Below are 25,288 nucleotides of genomic sequence, written 5' to 3' on the forward strand. Positions count from 1 at the left end.
TGTAACGCAGGCGAACCGGTAGTATCGATGTGTTGATTCGAGGCTGGGGGCGCGGTCAGTCGGCGGGCGGGTTCATCTCGTCGGCCAGGGATTCGAAGGCGGACTGGATGGCGTCGCCGTCGAAGCCCCGGCGGGCGAGGAGGCTGTATAGCCGACGCTTGCGGGTGGCCGGGTCGAGGCGGGCCATGGCGGGCAGGCGGCGTCGCAGCAGGTCGGCTGCGTCGCCGGCCTGGTCCTGCGACTCGCGGGTCTCGGCGACGAGGCGGTCGACCAATTCGCGGTCCAGGCCTTTTTGGCGGAGCTTTTGCCGAAGCAGATGCGGGCCGGCAGGCTTGCGGGCCTGTATTTCACGCATGAGGGCACGGCCCAGGGCGTCGTCGTCGAGAAAGTTTAATTCGGTGAGGCGGTCGAGCACGCGTTCGCGGACGTTCGGCTCGTAGCCGAGCTGGGCGAGCTTGCGGTCCAGTTCCGATCGGCTGCGGCCGCGCCGGGCCAGGCGGTTCATCGCCTGACGAAGGGCTTTGTCGTACACCGCGGCCTCGGAGACGCTGGCGGCGAGCGTGTCGGTCCACGGCATGCCGACCTCCAGCTCCAGCTCGGCGATGCGCTGTTGGGGCAGCGTGGCGACCACTCGGCCGGCGACGCGGACGGTGGCCCGGCTGGGGTCGCGCTGCGTGGGCTTGATGGCGGTGATCTGCGACGGCTCGGACATGGGCGGGCGTTCCTGAGGGGGCACGATTTAAGGCATTTTAGACATTCGGCAGCGAGGCAAAGTTGACGAATCGCTCTCACTGCAAAAGAATACCTGCTTGACCCCCAACGCCCGCGAGCAACAGGACCGCTGAACATGGCTATTCGTGACGAAGACATTATCAACGTCGATCCCACGCCGCAGACCGCTGCCGAGGCGTTCTACCTGCCCGAGGTGTTCAAGGGGCTGGGAACGACGCTCAAGCACGCGATCGGCTCGATCGGCGGATCGAAGCGGAAATTGAACAAGGCGATGGAGTACCCCGAAACCCGGCGCGAAGACCTTCCCGTGCTTCAGGGCGGGATGCACATCGACAACTTCCGCGGCGTGCACCGGCTGAACCGCGACGAAGACGGCCGAGTCAAGTGCGTCGCCTGCTTCATGTGCCCGACGATCTGCCCGGCCAACTGCATCCACATCGAAAGCGCCGAGTCCCCCTGGGACGACCGCGAGAAATACCCGATCAAGTTCGACATCGACGAGCTGCGCTGCATCTATTGCGGCATGTGCGAAGAAGCCTGCCCGGTGGATGCGATCGAGTTGACGCATGTCTACGACATCGTCGGCCTGACGCGGCAGGAAATGATCTTCGACAAGCAGAAACTGCTGTCGATCTACGACCAGACCATCGACCGCAAGCCGATGTAAGGTGATGACGGTTGAACGAGCATGGGCGATCGACACGACCTGCTTACCTGAATCTTCCAACGTCGGAATGTGCGTACGAGATGCGCGCCAGCGCAGCGTGGTGAACCCCCACATCGCGCCGAGGCACACACATCGGTGCACTTGTCGCGCAGGCGCTGGACGAGGCGAGCCTCATCGTTATCTTTCCTCGCTCGGCCCGGTGGTTCCGTTATCGTCTCGTCGGCACCGCCCACGATGAGGTGCCCCCCCGTCAACTGGGCGTGCCAGAATCGTGTAACCTGCCTCCGCGTGCCGGGATTGCACGTAAAGACGGGCCGTCGCTTTACGTTCAGCGCAGGCAGCACAGGTCGGCCTGATCATACGGGTTGGCCCCTGCCTGTCCGGTCATCAGCAAACATTCACTGCCGGGGTGAGCAAGGCAATTAAGCGCATGCGGATCTGGTTCAGCAAGCATTGGCAAGTCCCGGGAGTGGTGGCGATGGTGGTCTGCCTGGTCGTCGGCGGGCCGGCGATGGGCGGCGACGACTGGTTGGAGCAGCCTTGGCATCCCGAACGCGATTGGAGCGTCACCGCCTTCATCGGGCAATGGGACGAGTCGCGGTTCGCCGAGATCCTCACCTTCCGTGGCGGCGACATGAAAGCGTCCTACCTGGCGGGCTTCGCCCTGAACCGCCGAATCGCCCGAAAAGCGAACGATATCGTGCACTGGGAGGTGGAGGCTTCGGTGTTCCGCCACTGGCGCATTCAGGATAACTGGGAGGGCAACCTCGCCCTGGTGGTGCGTTGGACGGCATTTCCGTGGGACCGATACGTCAACACCAGCGCGGCGTTTGGCAGTGGTGTCTCGCTGGCGAGCGAGAAGCCGAAGCTGGAGGGCACGACGCGGGAGTTTCTACATCATCTGCTGGCGGAGGTGGAGTTCGCCCCGCCCGGCGATACGCCCTGGAGCGGCGTCGCCCGCGTGCATCACCGATCGGGCGCGTTCGGCCTGTATGGCAGGCACGGCGGCTCCAACGCCATCACCCTCGGGCTGCGTTATCGATTCTGATTCGCCCCCCACGGCTCAGTCTTCCACAATTTGCGGTATCCGCTCGACCCGCGGGTCGGTGAAGATGTCCGCCTCGTCCCGGCTGGTGCTGGAGAACTCGGAAACAACTGCGCCTTCATCGCCAGCTTGAAACCAATGCAAGGTGTTGGGCGGAATGGTGAATTGTTCGCCCGGGCCAAGCTGGATTTCGTGAAAGACGGTGTAGTAATCTTCACTGCCGGCCGGAACGCGAGCAACCGGCGCCGCCGTGGACTCACCTTCAACATACAAGTACACCTGTCCGGATCGGCAACGGAAGGTTTCCATTTTGCCCGGATCGCCTTCAACCGGGGGGTGCTTATGCTCTGGACAGGTTTGCCGGGGGAGCAGGATCAGCTCTTTGGCGCAGTAGCGATCAGTGTTGATATAGGTCAGCAGGATCAGCCCTTGCTTCTGCACTTCGTTGAGGCCAAGTTCGGCGACTTCGATGTTGCTGCGCTCGGCGTCCGTAATCGCAATGCCGTGCTGACTGAGGATGCGTTCGCCCTGCTGTTGAAGATGTTTCAGTTCACTTCGCTTGAGCATAATGTCGCCTCGGCTGTCAGATCAGTAAGGTTTATTTGACATTGCCGGCACACCCACTGGCCACCGGCGGTCTACTTCAAAGCCAAGCTTACCATACTCGTTTCCAAGATCGTTGAAACGTATACTTCCGCCGCATCGCATCTCACACCTCGACCTGTTCCTGCGGGAAGCCGGCACCGTTCAAGTTTCCGGCCATCATCATCGGTGGTGCGACCGGCTCAAACTGCCTGGCCGGCATCCGCGACGTGTCGCCGCCAGCTCCAAGCCATCGCTCGCGCAGTGGTGGCACGCACTCGGGCACGAGCAGGCCGATGTGTCTCAGCATGCCGTCATCGCAGCGTTGCTCATGGAATTTGTGGAGATTATGAAGCAGCAGTTCGAGCATGTCCGGGTCGCCCTCGTCGGTCTGCACGAGGCGGATCTTTCCGATGGAGGTGGGCACGGCCGCTTCGAGCTGGGACATCAGTTCCTCGTGCATCTTCTCGCCGGGGCGCAGGCCGGTGAATTCAATCTTCACATCAACGTCCGGCTTCATCCCGTAGAGGCGGATGAGGTTGCGGGCCAGGTCGAGGATCTTGACCGGCTCACCCATATCGAGCATGCAGATGCGTCCCGCAGCTTCCGGCAGTGCGGCCGCGAGCAGGACGAGCTGGCTCGCTTCGGGGATGGTCATGAAATAGCGGGTCATCTCCGGGTGGGTCACCGTCAGCGGCCCGCCCTTGGCGACCTGTTGCTTGAACAGCGGGATCACGCTGCCGTTGGACTCGAGCACGTTGCCGAAGCGGACCGCGCGGAAATCGGTGTCACTGGTGCGAAGCGCAGCCGAGCCGAGCACGATCCGCTCGGCAATGCGCTTGCTTGCGCCCATCACACTTGAAGGGTTGACGGCCTTGTCCGTTGAAACCAGCACGAACTTCTCTGCCTTAAAGCGGGCCGCACACCGCGCGACCGTGAGCGTGCCCATCACGTTGTTGCGCACCGCCTCACCGAGGTTGTGCTCCATCATCGGCACGTGCTTGTAAGCTGCGGCGTGCAATACCCAGGCCGGCCGATGGTGTGCGAAGACCTCAGCCATACGGCCACGGTCCGCGACATCACCGATGACAGGAATGATCTCCAGGCCGGGATGCGCGTTGCGCAGCTCGAGATCGATAAAATACAGGTCGCTTTCAGACTGCTCCAGCAGCACGAGTCGGCTCGGCTTCAGCCGGGCCACCTGCCGGGCCAGCTCCGAGCCGATCGAGCCGGCCCCGCCGGTAACCAGCACCACCTGCCCTGCGACGCCAGCCTGCACCGACGTCAGGTCGAGCTTTACCGATTCACGGCCGAGCAGGTCCTCAATCTCCACCTCGCGCAGCTCGTTCACCCGCGCGCCGCGCTCCATCAATTCCTGGAAGGAGGGCACGGTCTTGAACGCAACGCCGGTCTCGAGACAGCGGTTGACGATCTGCGACATCCGCTTGCGCGAGGCGGAAGGCACGGCGATGACGATCATCTGGATCTCGTAGTTTCTGACAACGTGCGCCAAGTCATCCATGCCGCCAGCGACGCGGATGCCGTGCAGGTACATGCCCCTTTTTGCCGGGTCGTCGTCCAGTAACACGACCGGGTTGAGGACGGAAGACTGGTCGCGACGCATCTCACGAACCAGCCTTTCGCCGGTGTCGCCGGCCCCGATGATGAGCGTGGGCTGGGTCGCGCGCTGCTTCTGGAGCAGGGTGTGCGGGCTTTCGCGGATCATTCGAACAGCCATGCGCGCCCCGCCGAAGATGAGGATCGTCAGCCCCCAGTCGATCAAGAGGATCGACCGCGGGATCTGCGCCAACATGCCGGTAAGGTAGAGGACGCCCAGCGTGGTCAACGTCGCGAGTGAGGTCGCCTTGAACAGCGCTTCGAGATCGGACATGCTGGCGTACCGCCACCAGCCGCGGTACAAGCCGAAGAAGCCGAAGTACACAACCTTCAACGCCGTGACGATGAAGACCGTCTCGAGAAAGGCCTGCCGGTGCGCTGGTTGGCCGAGCGACACGCGCAGCTCGAACGCGATGGCGTAGGCCAAGGGGATCAACAGCAGGTGCAGCCCGATGATCAGCGGTCGTCGAAGAATCAGCAGCTCTCGCCAGTTCATGGGTTGCCCGTTTTTCCAGGTGAGGCCTTCGCCTCCGTCGATTCCCCTCGCTTCCCGCAAAGGTGGAGTTTGCCAAAGACCGGCTGTTGTTGCATCGGCTTCCAGACCGGCCGGGCCTCAATAATCTGCTGTTCCAGCGCCAGACGCACCTGCACCCGGTCCTGCAGAACCGCCAACCGACCGCATCCGATGCCGTCTAATGCGTTGCTAATACGGCAGTTGTAGTCGACGAGGGTGTGTTCATCGTGTGGCGAGGAAGCCAGAGGCGGTCGGCCACGGCGTGGCGGCAATCGGCGGGGCTACAGACAAGTGAAACTTCACTTCTTCGTTGAGTTGGCCACCCCTTCAATGCCCAATCGCCCCCCCCACCGCGGCGTATACCCCCACCGGTGTGCGGCATTTCCACACCGCCGTCCCGCTCGCGTGTAACTCCGGCCCCGGCGATGACACGGCATACAGGACATAACCTGGCCGCAGCCAACCCGGAGGTAGCCGCGCGCCTATGGTATTGGCAGGAGCGGACCACTCAGAATGAGGAGTTGCAAATGATTTCGTCTGGCCGAAACCGTGCGTATTGGGAACAGCGCCTGCGCCAGCAGGAATATCCGACGCTGGAAGCGGATACGCATGTCGATGTGGTCGTGGTGGGCGCTGGCATTACAGGCTTGAGCACCGCGCTGCGTCTGCAGCGCGAAGGCCGACGCGTGGCGGTGCTGGAATTGAATCGCATCGGCAGCGGCACCACCGGCCACAGCACGGGACATCTCGACGCTCACGTTGAACCGTCGCTGGACAACCTCATCCACCAACTCGGCCGAGCGCAGGCACGGCTGGTGGTGGAGAGTCGATTGGCGGCGATCGATCAGGTCGAACGCAACTGCCGTGAACTATCCATCGACTGCGACTTTCAGCGTATCCCCGCCTACTACTACTGTGAAACCGCCGAGGGCCGCGAGCAGGTGACACGCGAACTGGCCGCAGCGCAACGGCTGGGCCTGCGGTCGGAGCTGCGCAACGGCGACCCCCTGCCGTTCACCATTGAACTCTCGCTGCGCCTCGCGCGGCAGGCACGCTTTTCTCCATTGGCTTACGTGCAAGGCCTGGCCAAGGCCTTCGTCGAAGCGGACGGCCTGCTGTTCGAGCAGACGCGCGCCGAAAACATCGAAGGCCGATCCGGGCAGACCTGCGAGGTCAAGACCAGTGGCGGCATCGTCACCGCACACGACGTCATCCTCGCCGGCCACAGCCCGATGCTGGGCCTGTTCAGTACCGAGCCGAGGGTCTACCCCCAACAGTCATACGTGCTCGGCGTGCGCGTGGCAGACGATGTGCCCGATGCGCTCTACTGGGATACGGACGAGCCTTACCACTACACCCGCCTGGCAATGAGCGACGAGCCGGATCTGCTGATCATCGGCGGGGAAGATCACCCCACCGGCAGCGTCGACAACGAACAAGCGTCGTTCAACGCGCTCGAACAGTACGCCTACGAACGCTACGACGTGAAACAGATTGAGCAACGCTGGTCGCATGAACTGTGGGTCTCGGCAGACGGATTGCCCTATATCGGCGAAGTGCCCGGCATGGAAGGCGTACAGATCGCCACCGGCTTTGCGGGCGACGGGCTGACGTATGGCTCGCTGGCCGGGCAGCTGCTCAGCGATGCCGTGCTCGGGAAGGAAAATCCGTGGGCCGGGATTTACACGCCTTCGCGCGTTCGCCCACTGGCGTCGGCGAAGAAGATGACCGCCGGCGTATTGCACATCGCACGCCATTTCGTCGGCGATCGACTGGCCGGCGGCGAGGTCGACAGTATCGAAGACGTGCCGCCCGGCGAGGGCCGACTCGTGCAGATCAACGGCGAGAAGCTTGCGGTGTATCGCGACGATCGCGACCGCGTGCGAGCCATGTCGCCGGTGTGTCAGCATCGCGGCTGCCTGGTGCAATGGAACAACGCCGAACGAACATGGGACTGCCCCTGCCACGGCGGGCGCTACGACGCGCAAGGCCGTGTCATCATGGGCCCACCTACATCGGACCTGCCGGTGCGTGACGTACGGGCGGCGAAGTGAGTTTTCGGTTTCGATCTTCGAACTGAAACCAGAAACTACAATGCACGGATGTTCGACCCGACGTCATGGTCACGGCTTGGAGGGTTGCTGTTCACAGCCAAGACGCTGGTGGACGGATTGTATGCGGGCGGACATGCTTCGCCGCGACACGGCGCGGGCATGGAGTTTCACGACTATCGGCCGTACGTGCCCGGCGACGACCTGTCGGCAGTAGACTGGAAACTGTTCGGCCGAACGGATCGCTACTACCTCCGCCGCGACCGTCGATACAGCGACCTGCACGTGCAACTGCTCGTGGATGTGTCGGCTTCGATGGACTTCGCCGCGCTGGACGGCCCGACACCCGATCGGCCGACCAAGCTCGCGGTCGCCAAACAACTCGCCGCGGCGATCGCGTTTCTCACCATACGACAAGGCGACCGCGTCGGCCTCGCGCTGGGCGGGCAACGGTTGCGCGAGGCCATGCCCGTGCGAAACAGCTGGCCGCATCTGCAACAACTGTGTGCGACATTGGAGCAGGCAACGGTCAACACAGGCGCGGGCGACGTTGGGGCGTGTCTGCGACAATTGCACGCGATGCGGCAGCGGCGCGGGCTCGTGGTGTTGCTGTCGGATCTGCTCGACGAACCGGGGCCGATGCTCGACGGCTTGCAACGGCTTCGGCATGACCGTTTCGAGGTGATCGTGCTGCAAGTGCTTTCGCCGAACGAACTGCACCTGTCGCAGGCAGGCGTCGGCTGGCGTCGGCTGGTGGACGCTGAATCATCGCGTCGGGCGGATGTTCGGCTATCAGGCGCGGGGGCGAAGGCGGAGGTCGAGTACGATCGGCGAATGGCGTCGCATCTGGCGGCGCTGCGTACCGCCTGCCTCAGCCGAGGGGCGGCGTACCAGCTTGTGCGGACGGATCAGCCGGCGCTGATGTCGCTTCGGCAATACCTGGCCCGACGCAGCGCCGCCGGGTGGTGACGGCTGGCTCTGCGTTGCGGTTTCGCTGAAAATGGCAGATGTGCTACGCTTGAACGATACCGGGCCTGCGGATTTCAATCAGGTGTAAATCGAAAGTAGGTTGTTCGCGTGAAAGTATTGTTAACAGGAGCCGCCGGTCGGCTGGGCAGCCGAACGTGGCATGCGTTGCTGGCGAATGGACATGAAGTGCGCGCCACGGATTGTCGATATCGCGCCGACATGCCCGGTCAGCTTGATCTCGTTGACCTGACCGACATGTTGGCCTGCTACCGGTTGATCGAAGGTTGTGATGCGATCGCCCATCTGGGCAACATTCCAAACATATCACAGAGCGCGACAGCCCAAGAGCTGTACCGGACGAACGGCACGATCAACATGAACGTCTTCCAGGCCGCGCTCGAGCTGCGTGTGAACAACATCGTGTTCGCCAGCTCGGTGCAGGTCATCTCCGGCCGGCGTCATGGAAGCGCAACGGACGAGCCGACCGTCACACTCCCTTACCTGCCTGCCGATGGCGACCTGCCCGTGAACCCCGGCAACGCGTATGCGCTCAGCAAGCAGGCCGGCGAGGATGCCCTTCGCTATTTCGCGGCATTGAACGATGCGGGCTGCTACGTGGGGATGCGCTTTCCGGCATTGATAACACCGGAATCATTTGCTCGCTTCGCATCATATCACTGGGGGGAGTCGGCATCGAAGCCCGTTCGATTCACTGGCAACATCAACGAAGCGCTCGCGTTTCTTGCTATGGACGACGCGGCGGACCTGGTCTGTCGGGCACTCGAACGCCCCCGGGCGGGCTACCGACAGTATTTCCCAGCGGCAAGGCAGACCCGGCCGGGCTGGTCCGTACAGGACGCGATCGAGGCATACTACACCGACGTGCCGCTGCGCAAGCCTATCGATCAGTTGACCAGCCTGGTGGACATCAGCGCGCTCACGCGCGATTTCGACTGGGAGCCGACTCGCTCGGATGAAATGGTGCAGCAATCTCAGGAAGAAGCGGACGCGACGGCGTGAGATGGTTCCTCGTTCGAATCCATCGCCCGACTCATACGGATTGGACATGGATTTCGGGTGCAATGGACGCCCACGGATTAAATCCGTGGGCGTCAGCCCGCTTGCACAGAGCCCGCGTTTGATGGGTCATCCGTATCACTGGCCGAACAGGTTCGCCTGGTAGAACATGCCGCGCTGTTCGAAGTACGTCATCGCGTCGGCGGTGGTGTTGAAGACGTTGGTTGCGGTTTCGGTAATGAAAGGCGAAGGCGATTTTTTCGGCTTCCACACGACGTAAACTTCCTTGCCGTGCTCGAAGGCGTGTTGCAGTTCGCGCTCAACGCCGGACGACAAGCCGGGGATGCCGCCGGGCAATTCGGGGATATAGCTAACGATCATGTCGGACTGATCGATGAGTTTGAAGTCGCGCATGTAGATCTGCCCGTCAATGTCGCCGGCGATGTCGAGGATCTGCTTCGCGGACACTTTCAATCGCCGCGGGCCGTCCGGCGTGCTCATCGTCGCTTCGACGAAGTCACGCCCATCGCGCGCCGCCTGCAGCGCGTTTTCGAGCAGCAGCTTCTCATCCACATCACCGGGGTCGAAGGCGATGAATTGCTTGGCAAGCTCGGCGCGGAAGGTGTCAATCTCGGCAAGCACATCCGGCATGCCGACCACGTGTGTCATCGGGAACGACGGGTAGACCCGCCGCATATCCGGCCGACAGATCAGGCGAAAGCAAGTTTGCAGCGTCTCGGAATCGCGGCCGCGCGAGAGGATGTAAAACCGGTCGGCAATGCCTAACGCCTGCGCGAGTAACTCGGTGGCCATGATCTCCTCTTCACGCCAGACCATCAGATCCTTGAGCGTGGCGTCGACGATGTGCTCATCGTGCAGCCGCTGGTGGACGACTTCAATGTTGTCGACGAGACAGATGAGCGTGTCGGGTTTGAGGGCGCGGATCTGGTCGAAGTCGAACGCGGCGAACAGGCCATGCCGCCAGCGGAAAGTAGCGTGAGTATTGACGACGACGTGCTCTTGCGGATGCTGATTCGCGTGGTTGATGACGTCCTTGAACGCTGCCCTGCGAAGCGCGTGCAGGCGGGACAGCGGCAGGTCGAGGATACGGCCGGGCCGAACGTCGCGTGCTTCGTCGTACATGAGGTCGCCGACGTTCAGTAATGACAGCCGCTCGCCATGGTCCGCCGCAGTCTGGACGACCTGTTCGAGATAATGCTTCTTATCCATCCCGACCTGTCCGGTGACGATTGCGCGCATGCCTGAAACCCTTGATTGATGAAAAACGTCGTGCGGAGGCGGAATTATAACGAACACCACGCCCTTCAAAAACAAAAAGCCCCGTAAACCTTGCGGTTTGCGGGGCTTAAAAATGGCCCTAACTGGACTCGAACCAGTGACCTCCACCGTGTCAAGGTGGCGCTCTAGCCAACTGAGCTATAGGACCGTATGGGGCCGCTTAGGGCCACGGTCGGGCAAGGAAGTATACCCGGCCGACGCTCGGCTGCAACTGCCGCAAACGCTGACGACGCGACAGGCATTGGTTGCTACGATGGGGCGCGGTAGGCTGCAGATCTATTACGGATGTGCAGCTGGAGCAACGCAAACAGATCCCGAGCCTTTGGTCGAGTCACAGCCAGCTATGGAAATCAAGCTCAAGTACGGCATAAACCCGAATCAGTCGTTCGCCCGCGTGGTCGTGGAAGGCGACAAAAGCCCTCTGGCCGTCCGCAACGGCAGCCCGAGTTACATCAATATCCTAGACGGACTGCGAGGCTGGCAGCTTGTCCGGGAATTGAAGCAGGCCACAGGCAAGGCGGCGGCGGCTTCCTATAAACACGTCAGCCCGGCAGGCGTCGCGGTGGCCGGGGAGTTGAGCGAGCAGTTTCGCCAGGCGTTTTTCGTTCCCGACGATATGACGCTGTCGCCGATCGCCTCGGCCTACGCCAAGGCGCGCAGCTCGGATCGCGTGGCCAGCTTCGGCGATTTCATCAGCGTATCGGACAAGGTGGATGTGAGCCTCGCCCGGCTGATCAAGCCGGAAGTCTCGGACGGCATCATCGCGCCGGACTATGACGCCGAGGCCTTGGAACTGTTGCAAAGCAAAAAAGGTGGCAATTACGTCATCCTCCAGATTGATCCGGACTGGCAACCGACAGACACCGAGTATCGGCTTGAGTTCGGCCTTCGACTTGAGCAAAGCTACAACGATGCGGTGATCGATCGCGAATTGATCTCCTCCAACGTGGTGACGCAGAACCGCACGCTTTCCGACGAAGCGATCGAGACGCTCCTGGTCACGACGATCACGCTCAAGCACACACAGTCGAACTCGGTGGCGTTGGGCTACCAAGGGCAGGCGGTGGGCATCGGAGCCGGTCAGCAGTCGCGGATCGCCTGTACTCGACTCGCGTGCGAAAAGATGGACCGCTGGATGTTGGCCCAGCACCCGCACGCAGCGCAGTTGCAATACAAAGAGACCGTGCCACGATCGGAAAAGGCGAATCTGGTTGATGCGCTATTGCGGTGGTACGAGTTGGACGTGGCTGAGCGAAGCCTGCTGCAAAGCCAGCTCACGAAGCCCGCCCAGCCGATCACGCTGGACGAGCGTACGCAGTGGCTGAAGAACTTTGGTGACGTGTCGATGAGTTCCGACGCTTTCTTCCCGTTCCGCGACAACCTGGATCGCTCGGCTCGCAGCGGCGTGAAATACGTAGCGCAGCCTGGCGGGTCGAAGCGTGATGCGGACGTGATCGCCGCGGCTGACCAGCATGGCATGGTGATGGTCGCCACGGGCCTACGTCTGTTTCTGCATTGACCCCCACCGATGACGCACGCCGACCAAGGCATTACAAACGCCGTTATTTGGATCGACGGGCAGCGGACAAGCCGCCCCAGACTTGTTAGAATGCCGCGTCGAGTTGTGGGTCAGCCGAGTGTTAAGCACGACTGAGCAAAAGAAGTGAAGTGTGCGTCTTTGCTCGACCCCAGTTCTACTGGAGAGGTGTCCGAGTGGCTGAAGGAGCCGGTTTCGAAAACCGGTGTAGTGCTTTGCACTACCGGGGGTTCGAATCCCCCCCTCTCCGCTTCCCGCGTCCGTCGATGCGGAGCAAACCCCGTTATTTACGGGGTTTTCTTTTGCGCCTCCATCGTCGGCCGTCATCGCCACGCGCGGCCGTTCGTCCGTGGCTATCCGTGGGGTATCGCCAGCAATCCCGACAATCGGGCCGACAATTTGCGGGGCGTCGGCGCTGCCATGCGTGCCGGTGGCCTGCTGCTGCTGTCCCTCGGCCGGCGTGCTCAGGTCAGGCAAGCCAGCAATCGCCGCGTGTTCCTGCTCTCGCAGCGTGTGGCTGTAGCGGTCCATGGTGAGCGTGATGGTGCTATGCCGTGCCAGTGCTTGAGCTACCTTCGGATGCACGCCGCTGCTGGCAAGGTTGGTGATGAAGGTATGCCGCAGGGCGTGGAAGTCGACCACGCGGCCGGCGTCGTCGCGGTAGTCGATCCCTGCCGCGTGCAGGTCGCCTCGCAGCATCCGAGCCGTGTGCCCCTTGTGCGGCATGGCGAACGCCGGCGCTGCAGGTGCTTTGCGGGCCAGGTGGTCGGCAATCATCGCGGCCGTGTCGGGTCGCATCGGCAGCACGTCCCGCCGGCGACGCTTGGAGTAGCCCGCTTCCACCGCCACCGTGGGCGGGTCGGCCTGCATGTCGAAGCTCGAGCGCGTCAGGCTGCGAAGCTCTGAGGCCCGCAGGCCGGTTTCCAGTGCCAGGCGATACGCGAGCCCCCGCTCATGGCCGGGCATGCCCTCGCGGTCTGCCCCGCCCTTGGCAGCCGTCAGCAGCCGCCGGGCCTCGTCAACGCTCAACGCGCGGCGGTCGTGCCGGCGGTCGGTGCGGACGTTCAGCCCGTCCAGATGCTCGACGGGGCTTTCAGCTGCCCGGCCGTCGCGAACCATCCACCGGCAGAACTGCTTGAACGCGGCAAGGTAGAAGTTGAAGGTTTGGGCACTGATCCCCCGCTTTACCTTCTCATCGCCGGCCTTGGTTTTCACCTTCTGATCCTGCCGCTGATCGTGCAGCCAACGGTGGGCCCGGCTCGGCTGAATGTCGGACCACTTCACGAACCGGCAGCCCTTGGCCATGCGTCCCGCTCGCCCCGCCACAAGCTGCGCGTGGGCTTCGGTGTTGCCCTTGGCCACCAGCGCCGCCTCGAAGTCGGCCAGGTGATCGGCCAGCAGCTTTGCCTCAGCATCGCGGCGGGCGTCGACAATGCCCCACTTGAGCAGTGCCTTGCGGATGCGGGCGGGCCACGTCTTCATCGCCATGGCTACGGCCGGGTCGGGGCGTTCGTGGGCCTCGCGGCTCTGTACCAGCCGGCGAAGGTTTCGCGATAGCTCGACGGTCGCGCCCTTGTCGGTGAAGCCGGCGAGCGTATGCGTCACGCCAAGGTGGTCGGTAAAGTCGATGCTGTAGCTTTTGCCGGTGGTCCGCTTGTGGATTCGCATAGCGCTACTTCCCCCTCGCCGCTGATCGGCCGCGTCGCTTCACACTCAGCCCCAGCAGGCGGGCCAGATCATCGACGTTCGCCATGCTCATGCCGTGGCCGGCCATGAACCTCGATAGCGTCGACTGTGGAATGCCGGACTCCATGCTGATGCGGTAGCGGGTCAAGCCGCTCGCTCGGACCTGCTGCCGTATCTGCTCGCTGAATCGTTCCTGTTCGCTCATGACTGTTTCACCTTATATCGGATTACGTCGATTATTGCAAGTATGGTGCCGGCGATGCCGTTCGGTCATGCCGTTCGATCCCTGCCACCCTCTGACTGGTACACATTGCGATTCTGGCTCACTATCCAATATCTACCAGTCAGGGGTCTATAGGCAATGGCACAGATTGGCCGGCCATGCACAAGTAGTATTTGGGCGGAATCGCGCCCTTTTGTGCGTGCGTTTCAGCCCCCACCGCCGCCTTCGCTTTCCGCAGCACATGCTTGCCGAATCCTGCCGACTCGGCCGCTGCATTGACGTCGGCCGCAGGTCGTGGGCCACCGCTCAGCAGGTCACGCAGCCACGCTTCGGCCTCGTCTGCCTTGCTGCTCGACTGGCCCGCCTGCTGTGGTCGGTCCAGCTCCCACGCTGTCACGTCGTCATTCTCATCACCCCAGCGGATCGCCCCCGGCTGGTCGGGGCTCAGGCCGACGATGCTGTATTCGAGCGTGGGGGCGGGCATGAAGTCGTTGGCCTTAACCGCCGCCATGTAGCAGGCATCGGCTTCGTGGTCCAGCTTGCCCAGGTACCAGATACACCGAGCGCTGCCACCGATGGCCCGCCCGCCGCTGAGCCGGTCCAGCGGATCGCTGTAGCCGCCCTTGTTGGTGTGTGCGAAGATCGCCACGCATAGCCCGTACTGCTCGGCAAGCTCCTGCATCGGCCAAAGGCATTTTCGGATGTTCGCGTTGTCGATACAGCGCATCGACGGAAATAGGCTATCGAGCGTGTCGACCACCAGCAGCCGCGTATCCGGTCGCTGGTCCAGCACGCCGGCCAGCTCACCGCAATCGGTCGCCAGGTCGATCATGGTCTTATCGCCGGCGTCGTCGGTCGCGTGGCCGATGATGCTGCACCGCTTCACGTCCGCGCCGGCCTGCTTGAGCCGGTCGCGTATCGCCGCGTCGGTGCCTTCGCCCTTGATGTAGAGCACTTCGCCGGCGTCGCAGGGCGAACCGTCCGGCCACGCCTTGCCATTGGTGACACGGCTGGCCAGGTCTGCCGCGAGCGTCGACTTGCCCCGGCCCGGTCTGCTGAAAATCACATTGATCGCCCCGCGAACAAGCCGGCGCTTCCACAGGTAGGACGTGCCGGCGTCGTCAATCGCTTCACAGGCCCGGACGTGCAGCCGCCGGGCGTTCGCCGGGTCGGTGCTCTTCATCCACTCCCGCAGCGATTCTCGCGGCTTGCTGGTGCTCACGCCGACGTACTCGGCCGCTTGCTTGAGCTGCTTGTAATCCCCCTTCGCCAACATCCCCGCTATGTACAGCCTCGTACCTTCGCGGCGTTCGCGCTGCTCGGCGTCGGAAAGCTCATAGAACCGCAGCACGCTATGCCCGTTGGTCGTGCTCATCGGCGACGCCTCCCCCGTGCTTGACCTACGCACGCCACGATATCGCCGGGGCTGAGCACTTCGGCGCCCTGGTCCGTCAGCACGATCGGCATGTAGTCGTCGACCACGCCGAACCGTGCATGATTCATCTGCACATGCACCAGCGCCACAATATCCCACTCGTCACCCTCGACGGTGATGCACCGCCGGCCGGCAGGTAGTGGAATCGTGGCGATGTGATGAAACCGCCCATCGCAGGGGGGCAGGTGGTCGCTTTCGGATGGTATACTGTTCATGCCTGATTCGCCTTTGGCCGTGGACGCTTCGCCGGCGTCGCACGGCCTTTTTATTGACCTGGTGCAGGCCACCAGCCGCGACGCGCGGCCGGCGATGCACTGGTTAACGGTCTGCTTCCTTCATCGCTGCCCACTCCACGCGAACGGGGCAGCCTGCCGCCGCCCACGCTTCCAGCTCGGCACGACTCCACCGCGAACTGCTGCCAAGCTTCACCTTCTGCGGCCCGAGCCTGCCGCCTTGGTCCATGCTCAGGAAGTGCGAACGGCTCACGCCGCAGTAAGCCGCGGCCTGCTCGGCGTCGAGTAGTGCCGGCGTGAAGCTGGTGGCCCGCCTCAACAGATCCGCCAGGCCCTCGGCCGGCGTCGCTGCTTCGATCGTGTTCGTTGTCGTGTTGCTCATGGCTACCTCGCGTTCTCGCCCTTGAATTCGCCCTGATAAAGCCATCGCTTTTGCTGGTCGCTCCACCAGTAGCAGGTGCATCCGCTCGGCTTTGGGCCGGTCGGCCCGTAGCTGGTGAGCATCAGGTAATGCCGTGCAGGATGGGTCGGCGGGGGCAGGTGCCCCGCGTCTGCCGGCCCGCCGCAGATATTCGGCTGTACGCCGGTGTCGTCGGTGCTCATTGCCCAATTCCCACGACGCGAAGTTGATCGGCCATCGCTCTGAGGCTTCGCCCCATATCAGTCAGCAGCGTATTGCCCTTGCGCTGCTCTTCGAGCTGTTGTTTCTGCTCGTCGGGCACGCCAGCCCGGATACTGTCGGCCATCGCTGCGAACGCCATACGATGCGACTCGGCCGATCCAACCTCAGTCAGCGACAGCGGCCCCATGTCGACCTGTAACGGCTTCGCACGTAGCGAGCGGGCGTCATCGGCCTCGGCTTTTAAGCTGTTCAGGAAGTCGGCAGACGCCCGGCTCTGCGCCGCCCGCTCGTCAGCCGCGTCGGCGATGTACTGCGCCCGCTTTTCTGCGTCGGCCCGAATGCCGTCAAAGATTTCCATCACGGCACTTGATGCTTTACCGCCTTTGAAATCCTCCAGCGCTTTATTGATGTCGCTTACCGCGTCTGTCGCCCGCTTCATGTTGCTGGCGCTGTCCATCCCCAGCAGCTTGGCGAAGAAGTCAACCATCGAACTGGTTTTAACCTCCCGGCCCATAGCGCCCGATGCCAGGTTGAGCCCCCGCTCAGCCGCCCGCAGGCCGGTTACTGCCGCCTCTGTCGCGGTAGTGGCCCCCAGCCTCCAAGCTCCCCACGCCGCCACGCCGATGAGCAGGCCATCGCTCACAACAGCAACGCCTTTTGCCGCAGTTTCCATAGCATCGGCAACGTGTTCCCCCGCGTCTTTCCCCTCTGTTCCAAATTCAGTCAGCTCGCTTACCGCAGCTTCGATCCACGGCATGAACTGAACGGCGAACGACTGAGAAGCAAGCTTTACTCTCAATCCAAGCCGCGTGAACGCATCATTGGCAAGCTCAACCTTCGCCGCATCGACACGGTTCACAGCACCGCCGAACCGATCGACCTCGGCCGACGCCGCCGACAGTCCCGCCTTGCCCTGGTTGAGCACGTTGAGCATGTCAATGCCGGCCCGCCCGAAAATCTGGTAAGCGGCTGAAGCCTTGATGGAATGATTTTCAACGCCGGCGATGGCTTCAGCGATCTCGGCGAACTGCTCATCAGGCGACATGCGGGCCAGGCGGCGGACGTCTAATCTAAGGTCATCGATCGCACCGCCGGCACTGCCGATCCCCCTCGCCGCGTCGCCGATGTTCCGCTGCATCCGCTGCAATGAGCTGTCGAATTGCGATTGTCCCACGCCGGCGAGGTTCGCCGCATGGCGGTAGGCCTGTAATTTCTCGATGTTGATACCGAGCTGGTCGGCATACTTCGCCGTGGCGTCGATCGCGGTCATCTGCTGCTTGACGATGGCGGCGGTGATCCCCGCAGCGACGCCACCGGCGATAGCGCCGTACTTGGCGATCTGCACACCCGCACGCGCCACACCGCCCACCAGCCGGCGGGTTGCTGCTCCGGCCCGCTGCATGCCGGACGTAAAAGGCCGGCTGTTCAAGCCGAGCGTTACCGATAAGCTGCCGATTCTCTTTGCCATGATCGTTACCTTGTTTCGTGGAGCAGGCCGGCGAGCGGAATGCCCCGCCGCCGTGAGCGTGATGTGCTACGCAGTGCGTTGGCGATGCGCGGAAGTTGAGCACGCGACCAGACCCGGCCCCGCGTCGTGCGACTGGCCGGCCTGATAGCGCGGGTTCGTGTGGCGTAGTGGATCTGGTGAGTCGCAACGCCGAGCGTACGGGCCAGGTCGGAGATATTGAACAGGTCAGCCAACGCGCACCCCCTCGCCGGCGGTGGCCTGTTGAGCGCGTTCGAGTAGCGCGGCCTCGACGGCTTGTAGGTCGCATACAAAACGGTCGCCCGCCCGCAGGGCCGGAACTCGCTTCGCCTCGGCCTCAGCACGAAGCCATCGGAACGGCACCCGCAGGGCGCGGGCCGCTGTGTTCAGCGGAATCAGTCGCCGGTTGTGTTGGTTGCTCTCCATGCCTGAATATCATCAGGCACGGTTCAGCAGATAGGGCGAAGCTATGCGGCAATCAAGGCGCAAGTTTTGACGCGAGCCGCCGGCCTGCAAGGGTCAGCCTCGCGCCCTGCCGTTCGTGTTCGGGCCGCTCGGCAAGCCCCAACGTCACAAGGCGCTTGATCGCGTCGCCAGCCGTCCGCCTCGATATGCCTGATGGTTCGACCTCGCGGGAACGATCGGCCACCGCTTCGAGCGTAGCCAAGTCTGCCGCATCGAAGCGAGCCAGGGCTTGCAGTGCCAGCCGTTGCGACCGTGTGAGCGCCTGCTGCTGGCTCGCGGCTTCGTCGCCATCGGCCGTCGCCGGCTTGGCACCTGCACCGGACACAGGGGCGGGCCACGCTTCGGCCGCGATCTCGCCCAACTCGTCAGCGAACCGCCGGGCCTCGCCCTGCACCAGCTTCCACGGCTCAAAGCCGGCAGCCCGCCAGTCGCCAAGCATGGCTTGCCCCACGGCCGCGACAAGCGCCGCCTGGTGCTCTTCAATCTCGCCGGCGACGCCTTGCCGGTCCTGCCGCCGGGCAGCCTTCAACAGCGGGCCAAGGTACTCACGCTCGAAGTCGTCGAGCAGGCCGGGCAATGCCTCGGCATGAGCCGGCGGCGCTTCGCCTGGTGCAGGCCCACGCCGGCCGGCCTCGGTCTGCATCCGCCATGCCCTCGCTAATCGTGGCCGGCCGTGCTCGGCGATCTGGCGAGCGTGCAGGCCGATCGCTTCGCCGGCCGCGTCGTGGGGGTTGGTGGTGATGCCGTCGATGAACTGCTCAAGCCAGGCAATCGCCTGCTCTGCCAGCTTCCGGCAATCCGCCGCGCGTTGCTCTGTTGACATGTTCCAGCCCCTTAAAAACCGGGCCAACGCCGGCGACGCGCTCCGGGCTGGTGGATTGCGTCGCCGACGTCGTACGCTGCTGGCCGGCAGCTACCCGCGTTCGTTCAGTCTACCAATTGACACTCCGCTATTCTGCTCATCATGCCCAAGCCCAAACAGCCAACCCCGCGGCTGCTGTCTTCCAAAGAAGTCGCGAAGATCGTCGGCTATTCGGTCCCTACGGTCATCCGATGGGCCGAAATGGGGATGTACGACTTCCCCCAGCCGGCCATCGAAGGAAAACGGGGCCGGGGTAAGCGCTGGCACTCCGATGATCTTGATGACTGGCTGAAGAGTATTCGCACAAAGTGACCTCCCTACTCGCGTGACCTTTCGGCTCGCTGCTGCTGAATGTACGCCTCCACATCGGCCGCAGGCACGCGCCAGTCACGCCGCAGCTTGATCGCGTTGGGGAACGCGCCGGCGTCGGCCATGTGCCGCGCGGTGTTGCGGTGACAACCGAGCCGCTTGGCGACCTCGGTCGTGGTCAACCATTCATCCGGGGGCGTGTTGTTGACGAGCGTAGGCACCATGGCAGCATGCTATCGTGGCTGGCCACGGCTCGCGTCAGCCGGCCCCACGGCCTGCACGAAGACGCTCGCCCAGGTCGCGAAGAACGCCGAGCCGTCGCCGTCCATCACCATCGCCCCATCTGGCAATTCCTCGGCGGTCAAGCTGCGAATCAAGCATCCATCCCGTTCTACATGCACCACGATGCCGCCCCAGGCGACACCGCCCTCGTCATCGGTCCAAGCATGCACGAACATACCCGGCCGCACCTTCACGCCGTGCACTGTGGCCGGCGTCTGCTTCGTTTTCTGATTCTTCGCCATGGTCTGATTCTCCGTTGTTGGTGGCGATCGGTGGCCTGCCGCTCACGCAGCGGGGCGGGCCAGGTATTGCAGGACGTTGGCGAGTGATCCCCGCACGCCGATGATGTGCAGAAGCATCCGGGCTTTGCCCTCGACTGGACGCGTCGGCGTGTGATCGCTGGCCCTCACCGTCAGCTTGCCGGCGTCGGCGTGTTGCAGCTTGACATAGTGCGAACGCTTGCAGCGGGATCGGTACACGCGGCGAATCGTCCAGCCGTGGGCCTCAGCCTCGCGGGTGATGGCCTGCACCGCCTCGCGAAGCGATGCGCGTACGTCGCCGCCGGTGCTCCGTGTGGTGGCGGTATGATGTGTGGTCAGTGTCGTCATCGAAGTTACTCCCTTCGGTGATGGCTCGCCCTGCCAGCGGTCGCACGCCGGCGGGGCATTTGGATCGGCTGCCCACGCGGACAGCACTACTTGCGATTCTTCATAAAAACAGCTTCAAAACCTCCTGAAAAACACGCGTTACTTAACGGTCGGTATCCAGCCGACCCGATTTTTCGCGATTTTTGGCCCCCTATCCCCTGCACCGCCCCCGCCCCTTGGCCTGCTGCCACGCTCAGCCCTGCCGCTGCTGGCGGTGGTCAATGCTCGCCGTTGCAGCCGGAAGCCGCAGCGGGGCTTGTGTTGGATCGTGGGCGGTGCATTCATGCGGATAGCTCCCCGGCGTCGGCCGGTGGTGATCGGTCTACTCGCTGCTTGTCAGTGTCAGGATTGCGGCCCGCTTCGCCGGCGACAGGCAGGCCAGCGCCTCGACGTGGGCGACGATGGCGGCGCGTTCATGCTCAGGCAGGCAGGCCACCGCCTCGGCGATCGCGGCCGAATCCCGACAAGATGGCCGACATTCTGGCGGGGCATCATCACAACGGGGGGCGTCGCCGGCGGTTACGTCACTACGCGAACGGTTTCGAAAACCGGTGTAGTGCTTTGCACTACCGGGGGTTCGAATCCCCCCCTCTCCGCTTAAATGGCTCGTATGCACGCAAAAGCGTCTACGAGCCATTTTTATTGCGCCCCACCGCCCCCCGCGGGACCCCACTGTCCCCAATTGGTCCCCAAAGCGGCTGAGTGGCTGTTTGCCGGCTCGGCAGCCCCCACACATCTCGATCTTCCCAGGAAATCTTCACCGCAATTTGGTGGGTCACGGGCGGTGTCTGCGCGCTCCGGACGAAAACAACGTCATGAAGCAAACACCCCCCCAATCGTCGTCGTTCCCACCCTCCGGCCCGCTCACCATGGAAGAGGTGCAGATCGCTCTTGCTCCGCTGGCCGATCAGTACCCACCGATCCTGTCACTGCCCCAGGCAGCCGCCCTGTCACACTACACGCCAGGCTCGCTTAAAAAGATTGTCAGCCAGGGCCGGTTCCTCGACAGCGCGATCCGTGGTCGACCCCTGCGGTTCTGGCGCGACCGGTTCGTGCTGGAGATTGCTCACAACGCCACCTCACCCCGCCGGTCGGCCAAACCCTTCAAGGAGGAGCCGAAGGCCACACCCCCCGACATCACGGAGACGCCCAAGCGATGAAGCTGGCCAATCGGCATGCTTGTGAAGGGACGGTGCCGCGCATCACCATCGGTCAGCGCGTCTACCGCCGGGCCGATGGCAGCCGGTATGTCAGCAACACGTGGACCGCCCAGTGGTCCTACGAAGGCAAGCATCATTATGAAGCGCTCCAGACACGCCGGAAGGATGCGGCGCTGCGGAAGGCCTTTTCGATCTGTGAGCGGATTCGAACTGGTGAGGTGAAACCGAAGAAGTACACGCTCTCGATGGCAGAGATGCAGGAGAAATACATCGACCTCAAGCGGGGCGAAGGCCGGGCGCCGAAGACGGTTCAGAAGTACGAAGCCGGGCTGCTGTCGCTGGTGACGTGGTCGACCACGGTCGGCCGGCGATCGGCCACCGGATTCACCGCCAGCGATTTCTGGCGCTACAACCGGTGGCTGGCGGAAAACGGGTCCAGCGAAAAGACGCGCTACGACCGGCTCATCCTGATCAAGCAAGCGTTCAAGTGGGCGCACAAGCAAAAGCTGCTGGCTGAGAACCCGCTGGTTGGCGTCAGCCTCAGCGAACCTGCCCCGACCGAGCAGCCCTGCTTCACGCCTGACCAAGTGTCCATCTTGCTGCGGGAGGCGGACCCGCATGAGGCCGGCATCTACGCCACCATGGCCTACCTGGGCCTGCGCATCGGCGAGGTGCGTGAACTCCGCTGGTCCGACATCCTCTTCGATGCCGGTGAGCATGGCGTGGTGGTGATCCGGCGCGGTGGCTCGGCCGGCACCACGAAAAACCGCAGGGTGCGTCGCGTCCCGCTCAACCCGGCCCTTAAACCTTACCTGGCCACCGTTGATCGCAAGTTCGAACGAGTCTTTACGGCGCGCCCTTCCCCCAAGCATCCGGCCGGCGGCGGCCCGATCAGCGAACGACGGCTGTTGCTGTCCCTCAAGCGGCTGTGCAAACGGTGCGGGTTCGACCATCCGGACCAGTACAAATTGCACACGTTCCGGCACGTGTTTGCCTCGATGTGCGCTCGATCCAACGTCGCCTACAAGTACGCGCTGACGTGGCTGGGCCATTCGGATTCCAAGATTCTGGACATCTACTACACGATGTTCGACGACGTTGCCGGCGAAGCGATGCAGGCCATCGTCTATCCCATCCAACCGCCTTCGAAACCACCATCGGAAGGTCAATGAGCCGATTGGACGCAGCGTTACCATTTCGGCCCCTCGCGCCTGTTGAACCTGAAAGGCACCCTGTCGTTGCAGGAGAGCGGGCTGCATTGGCCCTACTGCTGGATCGTCGCCACGCTGGCTGAGGGAGGCTGATCGCACCCAGACCGATGGGGGCCGCCAACACGCCGTTCGTACTGATCACAAGATTCCGCGATCAGAAGAGCTTGCCTGGCTGACGGCATGCTGTGGGGTTGATGCAGGTTGGCGCTGAGGGCGGGCGTTCGCAGGATGACGCAACTCGCATGAGTCGCCCTGCAATCCCTCGCTGGTGACACAGATGATCGTTGGGCCTTGCGGGTCAGTCTCCACCTCAATCTCCGCTCGGCCATTGGAGAGTTGAAGACGACGACTGCCCCTTACCGTCCCCAGATTGTCAAGCAGTCGGCCGTGCCCAGCCAACGTAAACTGCACCACGTGGTGCGCATCCAGGCATCGCACGCCCGACGCGTCATAGGCGCGAACGCTGACAAACACCCGGCCATCCTCGCGCGGGCCTGTGCTCAGCCGCAAGTGCGTCGGCGACTGCCATCGCTGCGTCTGGTACTCGAAATCGAGTTGATCGACCAGTCGCTCACCGTCGGCGTACGCCACTGCCTCCAGGCGGTTGACGCCCGCCTCGAACGCCATCTTCCATTGCAGGCCCGCCGCGGGGAAGGCTTGCGGATCGCGCTGACGAAGCCCCTGCGATTCGCCGTTGAGAAACAGTTCGACCGAATCGCAATTGGAATAGACCCGCACCGTTTTCAATTCGCCCGGCTCGCCCCAGCGCACCGGCGCGTGGTGGCTGTGGATATGAACCATCGGCGATGTCGCCCAATGGGACTGGAACACGTAGTACGCTTCCTTGGGCGTCAGGTCGCGCTCCACCACACCCTTCGTGTTGATATAAGGCAAAGGGTTGTCCGGCCGAACGGGTGTGGCGAAATCCTTAAACGTCCACTGCACCGCCCCCGTCAGCGAAGGCATTGATTCCTGAACGCCCAAGTGCCAATCCACAAGCTCGCAAATGTAGCTTTCAGACCAGTCGCCCAGCAGCGAAACGCGCGGCGGGCCGCCGGTGAGCTTGTAATCACCATCACGTTCATCCGCCCCCTGACCGGTGGGAATGACATCAAGGCCGCTGTAAAGCTCTTCCGCATGCCTGCCCGCGATGCTGTCGCCGCCCCATTCCAGATGCAGAAAACGCGGCGTCTGCTGCACCGCTTCGTTCAAGTACTGCTTGTACTCCGGGTAAGTGCCGCGATACCACCCCGCCCAGATCGATGGCGAGTACACATCAACCACATCCTTGCAGAACTCGCAGCGGCGGATGCCTGTCACCCTCGAAGGGTCCAACTGATGGGCGAGTTCATGCAACTCAATCATGAACGCGCGAATCTGTTGCTCGTCGAATGATTCAAAGTCCGCCGGCCAGTCGTTTTCATTGCCCAGGCCCCAGATGATGACGCTGGGGTGGTTCTTGTGCTGCTCGATCATCGCGGTGAGCATGTCGCGACACTGCTGGCGATACGCTTGTCCGCCGACTCCGCCACGGCACCAGGGGATTTCTTCGTACACCAGCAAACCCAACTCGTCGCACAGGTCAAGCACGATGCGGGACTGCTGGTAATGGCCCAGCCGAACGAAGTTGGCGCCCATGTCCTTGATCAACTGCATCTCGCGACGGGTCATCGCTTCGGTCATGGCAGCGCCGACGCCCGCGTGATCTTCGTGACGGTGCGTGCCGCGCAGCAGAAGCCGCTCGCCGTTCAGGTAGAACGGGCCGTTCGGCTCGAAGCTGAACTGCCGCACGCCGAACCGCTCGGTGCATTCGGTCCGTCCGTGGGGCGACGCAAGTTGCACGGTGCATTCGTACAGCGCCGGCCGATCAGGCGACCACACGCTCGGCTCATCCAACATGAACGAAGCGATCGCCTGTTCACCCGCGAACGCCTCAGCCTGCACCTCGGCTTGGCGGACCACCTGCCCCGACGGGTCACGGAGAATCACGTCAAAGCTCACCGCATCGCTGAACTGGTTCGGGTTGTAAAGACGAACGCTGACCTGAACCGTCGCGCTTTGGCTGTCGGTCAACTCGCTGGCCACATGGACATGCTGCAATGAGATGGCCGGCACGTGGACGAGGTTCACATCGCGATACAGCCCGCCGTAGAGACAAAAGTCCGCCGTGTCAGACGGGATCGTTTCCAAGTCGCGGCTGTTGTCGCATTGAATGGCAATCGGCACGCCCGTTCCGCCCAACGCCGCCCGGCAATATTCCAGGTGGTCCGTCAGATCGATGGTGAACTCGTCGTACCCGCCGAGGTGTGACCCCGCGAGGCGTGTATAGACATACACGTCAGTCCGCTGACCCGCCCCTTCAAAGTGCAGCAACGTCCGCCCGCCCGGATAAGGATTCGCCCCGGTCAGTTCAGTGGCGTACCAGCCCGGCCCCTGGTAGTAGGTGGTGTCGGGATCGACGCCGTCCGATGCGTTAAAGCAATGCGGCAACGTGACAGCATGCCAGGGTACATTGAAGTGGTTGCCGTACACCCGCTCACGCCAGACTTCCCAAGGGCCTCCGAGCGTGCCCCGGTAGTGCGTCCATCCATCGGTGAGTCGCTGTGTATGCATATATATCAATACTATCCTTTATGC

27 protein-coding genes, 3 tRNA genes and 1 pseudogene are annotated in these 25,288 nt (G+C 63.1%); 12 read left to right on the forward strand and 19 right to left on the reverse strand.

Annotation, left to right across the window (positions count from 1 at the left end; all coding sequences use genetic code 11):
- Positions 1 to 55: 55 nt before the first annotated feature.
- Positions 56 to 712, reverse strand: coding sequence for a regulatory protein RecX (locus tag ACERK3_16830; GenBank protein MFA9479950.1), 657 nt, complete (start codon positions 710 to 712; stop codon positions 56 to 58).
- 135 nt (positions 713 to 847) lie between these two features.
- Here ACERK3_16830 and ACERK3_16835 point away from each other — a divergent pair, with 135 nt between their 5' ends.
- Together ACERK3_16835 and ACERK3_16840 are read left to right on the forward strand one after the other, a co-directional pair.
- The gene (locus ACERK3_16835) at positions 848 to 1,399 is read left to right on the forward strand and encodes an NADH-quinone oxidoreductase subunit I (GenBank protein ID MFA9479951.1); all 552 of its coding nucleotides are present in this window, start codon (positions 848 to 850) and stop codon (positions 1,397 to 1,399) included.
- A gap of 430 nt (positions 1,400 to 1,829) precedes the next feature.
- Positions 1,830 to 2,447 (forward strand): hypothetical protein, encoded by a 618-nt coding sequence (locus ACERK3_16840; protein ID MFA9479952.1) that lies wholly within the window; start codon positions 1,830 to 1,832, stop codon positions 2,445 to 2,447.
- 15 nt (positions 2,448 to 2,462) lie between these two features.
- Here ACERK3_16840 and ACERK3_16845 read toward each other — a convergent pair whose 3' ends face one another.
- The 3 genes from ACERK3_16845 to ACERK3_16855 form a co-directional block, all read right to left on the reverse strand.
- On the reverse strand, positions 2,463 to 3,011 hold the full coding sequence (locus tag ACERK3_16845; GenBank protein ID MFA9479953.1) for a D-lyxose/D-mannose family sugar isomerase: 549 nt from the start codon (positions 3,009 to 3,011) through the stop codon (positions 2,463 to 2,465).
- A gap of 142 nt (positions 3,012 to 3,153) precedes the next feature.
- Positions 3,154 to 5,139 carry a polysaccharide biosynthesis protein gene (locus ACERK3_16850; protein MFA9479954.1) on the reverse strand — a complete coding sequence of 662 codons (1,986 nt, stop codon included), beginning with the start codon at positions 5,137 to 5,139 and terminating at the stop codon, positions 3,154 to 3,156.
- On the reverse strand, positions 5,136 to 5,315 hold the full coding sequence (locus ACERK3_16855) for a hypothetical protein (GenBank protein MFA9479955.1): 180 nt from the start codon (positions 5,313 to 5,315) through the stop codon (positions 5,136 to 5,138). Before ACERK3_16855 ends, ACERK3_16850 begins: the two co-directional genes overlap by 4 nt.
- 369 nt (positions 5,316 to 5,684) lie before the next feature.
- On the opposite strand from ACERK3_16855, the gene ACERK3_16860 reads away from it, so the two are divergent.
- The 3 genes from ACERK3_16860 (at position 5,685) to ACERK3_16870 (ending at position 9,197) form a co-directional block, all read left to right on the forward strand.
- Positions 5,685 to 7,211, forward strand: a complete 1,527-nt coding sequence (locus tag ACERK3_16860; GenBank protein MFA9479956.1) for an FAD-dependent oxidoreductase — start codon at positions 5,685 to 5,687, stop codon at positions 7,209 to 7,211.
- Positions 7,212 to 7,259: 48 nt separating this feature from the next.
- Positions 7,260 to 8,177 (forward strand): DUF58 domain-containing protein, encoded by a 918-nt coding sequence (locus ACERK3_16865; protein ID MFA9479957.1) that lies wholly within the window; start codon positions 7,260 to 7,262, stop codon positions 8,175 to 8,177.
- 108 nt (positions 8,178 to 8,285) lie between these two features.
- Complete coding sequence (locus ACERK3_16870) at positions 8,286 to 9,197, forward strand: NAD-dependent epimerase/dehydratase family protein (GenBank protein MFA9479958.1); 912 nt, start codon at positions 8,286 to 8,288, stop codon at positions 9,195 to 9,197.
- A 135-nt stretch (positions 9,198 to 9,332) separates the two neighbouring features.
- Here ACERK3_16870 and ACERK3_16875 read toward each other — a convergent pair whose 3' ends face one another.
- On the reverse strand, positions 9,333 to 10,454 hold the full coding sequence (locus ACERK3_16875; GenBank protein ID MFA9479959.1) for an ATP-binding protein: 1,122 nt from the start codon (positions 10,452 to 10,454) through the stop codon (positions 9,333 to 9,335).
- 113 nt (positions 10,455 to 10,567) lie between these two features.
- Positions 10,568 to 10,641: transfer RNA gene (locus ACERK3_16880), tRNA-Val, on the reverse strand.
- Between the two features lie 195 nt (positions 10,642 to 10,836).
- Here ACERK3_16880 and ACERK3_16885 point away from each other — a divergent pair.
- Both ACERK3_16885 and ACERK3_16890 read left to right on the forward strand, forming a co-directional pair.
- Positions 10,837 to 12,012: a phosphoribosylaminoimidazolecarboxamide formyltransferase gene (locus ACERK3_16885; GenBank protein ID MFA9479960.1), complete on the forward strand. Its 1,176-nt coding sequence runs from the start codon at positions 10,837 to 10,839 to the stop codon at positions 12,010 to 12,012.
- A gap of 180 nt (positions 12,013 to 12,192) precedes the next feature.
- Positions 12,193 to 12,280 (forward strand) — tRNA-Ser (locus ACERK3_16890).
- A 317-nt stretch (positions 12,281 to 12,597) separates the two neighbouring features.
- On the opposite strand, the pseudogene ACERK3_16895 reads toward ACERK3_16890, so the two are convergent.
- A pseudogene (locus ACERK3_16895) lies at positions 12,598 to 13,059 on the reverse strand (site-specific integrase).
- Between ACERK3_16895 and ACERK3_16900 the strand changes: the two are divergent.
- Complete coding sequence (locus tag ACERK3_16900; GenBank protein ID MFA9479961.1) at positions 12,985 to 13,587, forward strand: hypothetical protein; 603 nt, start codon at positions 12,985 to 12,987, stop codon at positions 13,585 to 13,587. The pseudogene ACERK3_16895 and the gene ACERK3_16900 overlap by 75 nt on opposite strands.
- Before the next feature lie 115 nt (positions 13,588 to 13,702).
- Here the strand turns inward: ACERK3_16900 and ACERK3_16905 are convergent, their stop codons facing one another.
- The 8 genes from ACERK3_16905 to ACERK3_16940 all read right to left on the reverse strand — a co-directional run bounded on the left by ACERK3_16905 (position 13,703) and on the right by ACERK3_16940 (position 19,003).
- Positions 13,703 to 13,921, reverse strand: a complete 219-nt coding sequence (locus ACERK3_16905) for a helix-turn-helix domain-containing protein (GenBank protein MFA9479962.1) — start codon at positions 13,919 to 13,921, stop codon at positions 13,703 to 13,705.
- A 139-nt stretch (positions 13,922 to 14,060) separates the two neighbouring features.
- Complete coding sequence (locus tag ACERK3_16910) at positions 14,061 to 15,314, reverse strand: AAA family ATPase (protein MFA9479963.1); 1,254 nt, start codon at positions 15,312 to 15,314, stop codon at positions 14,061 to 14,063.
- Positions 15,311 to 15,589 (reverse strand): hypothetical protein, encoded by a 279-nt coding sequence (locus tag ACERK3_16915; GenBank protein ID MFA9479964.1) that lies wholly within the window; start codon positions 15,587 to 15,589, stop codon positions 15,311 to 15,313. Before ACERK3_16915 ends, ACERK3_16910 begins: the two co-directional genes overlap by 4 nt.
- Before the next feature lie 103 nt (positions 15,590 to 15,692).
- Complete coding sequence (locus tag ACERK3_16920; GenBank protein MFA9479965.1) at positions 15,693 to 15,989, reverse strand: helix-turn-helix transcriptional regulator; 297 nt, start codon at positions 15,987 to 15,989, stop codon at positions 15,693 to 15,695.
- Between the two features lie 2 nt (positions 15,990 to 15,991).
- Positions 15,992 to 16,210, reverse strand: coding sequence for a hypothetical protein (locus tag ACERK3_16925; protein MFA9479966.1), 219 nt, complete (start codon positions 16,208 to 16,210; stop codon positions 15,992 to 15,994).
- Entirely contained in the window at positions 16,207 to 17,499 is a 1,293-nt protein-coding gene (locus ACERK3_16930) for a hypothetical protein (protein ID MFA9479967.1), read from the reverse strand. The genes ACERK3_16925 and ACERK3_16930 overlap by 4 nt, the downstream gene beginning before the upstream one ends.
- A 423-nt stretch (positions 17,500 to 17,922) precedes the next feature.
- Complete coding sequence (locus ACERK3_16935) at positions 17,923 to 18,141, reverse strand: hypothetical protein (protein MFA9479968.1); 219 nt, start codon at positions 18,139 to 18,141, stop codon at positions 17,923 to 17,925.
- A 52-nt stretch (positions 18,142 to 18,193) separates the two neighbouring features.
- On the reverse strand, positions 18,194 to 19,003 hold the full coding sequence (locus ACERK3_16940; GenBank protein MFA9479969.1) for a hypothetical protein: 810 nt from the start codon (positions 19,001 to 19,003) through the stop codon (positions 18,194 to 18,196).
- A 141-nt stretch (positions 19,004 to 19,144) separates the two neighbouring features.
- Between ACERK3_16940 and ACERK3_16945 the strand changes: the two genes are divergently transcribed.
- Positions 19,145 to 19,354 (forward strand): helix-turn-helix transcriptional regulator, encoded by a 210-nt coding sequence (locus ACERK3_16945; GenBank protein MFA9479970.1) that lies wholly within the window; start codon positions 19,145 to 19,147, stop codon positions 19,352 to 19,354.
- A gap of 5 nt (positions 19,355 to 19,359) precedes the next feature.
- Here ACERK3_16945 and ACERK3_16950 read toward each other — a convergent pair whose 3' ends face one another.
- Genes ACERK3_16950 through ACERK3_16960 form a run of 3 tightly spaced genes read right to left on the reverse strand, consistent with a single transcriptional unit; the run spans position 19,360 to position 20,241 of the window.
- On the reverse strand, positions 19,360 to 19,575 hold the full coding sequence (locus tag ACERK3_16950; GenBank protein MFA9479971.1) for a helix-turn-helix domain-containing protein: 216 nt from the start codon (positions 19,573 to 19,575) through the stop codon (positions 19,360 to 19,362).
- Positions 19,576 to 19,584: 9 nt separating this feature from the next.
- Complete coding sequence (locus tag ACERK3_16955; protein ID MFA9479972.1) at positions 19,585 to 19,875, reverse strand: hypothetical protein; 291 nt, start codon at positions 19,873 to 19,875, stop codon at positions 19,585 to 19,587.
- A 42-nt stretch (positions 19,876 to 19,917) separates the two neighbouring features.
- Entirely contained in the window at positions 19,918 to 20,241 is a 324-nt protein-coding gene (locus ACERK3_16960; protein ID MFA9479973.1) for a hypothetical protein, read from the reverse strand.
- A gap of 540 nt (positions 20,242 to 20,781) precedes the next feature.
- On the opposite strand from ACERK3_16960, the gene ACERK3_16965 reads away from it, so the two are divergent.
- The 3 genes from ACERK3_16965 to ACERK3_16975 all read left to right on the forward strand — a co-directional run bounded on the left by ACERK3_16965 (position 20,782) and on the right by ACERK3_16975 (position 22,612).
- Positions 20,782 to 20,876, forward strand: a tRNA-Ser gene (locus tag ACERK3_16965).
- 219 nt (positions 20,877 to 21,095) lie between these two features.
- Entirely contained in the window at positions 21,096 to 21,440 is a 345-nt protein-coding gene (locus ACERK3_16970; GenBank protein MFA9479974.1) for a hypothetical protein, read from the forward strand.
- Positions 21,437 to 22,612 (forward strand): tyrosine-type recombinase/integrase, encoded by a 1,176-nt coding sequence (locus tag ACERK3_16975; protein ID MFA9479975.1) that lies wholly within the window; start codon positions 21,437 to 21,439, stop codon positions 22,610 to 22,612. The genes ACERK3_16970 and ACERK3_16975 overlap by 4 nt, the downstream gene beginning before the upstream one ends.
- Positions 22,613 to 22,789: 177 nt before the next feature.
- Here ACERK3_16975 and ACERK3_16980 read toward each other — a convergent pair whose 3' ends face one another.
- A complete protein-coding gene (locus tag ACERK3_16980) occupies positions 22,790 to 25,264 on the reverse strand; it encodes a glycoside hydrolase family 2 TIM barrel-domain containing protein (protein ID MFA9479976.1) in 2,475 nt (824 codons plus the stop codon).
- Between the last annotated feature and the right edge of the window lie 24 nt (positions 25,265 to 25,288).

It is taken from the genome of Phycisphaerales bacterium AB-hyl4, assembly GCA_041821185.1.
Lineage (GTDB): Bacteria > Planctomycetota > Phycisphaerae > Phycisphaerales > Phycisphaeraceae > Natronomicrosphaera > Natronomicrosphaera hydrolytica.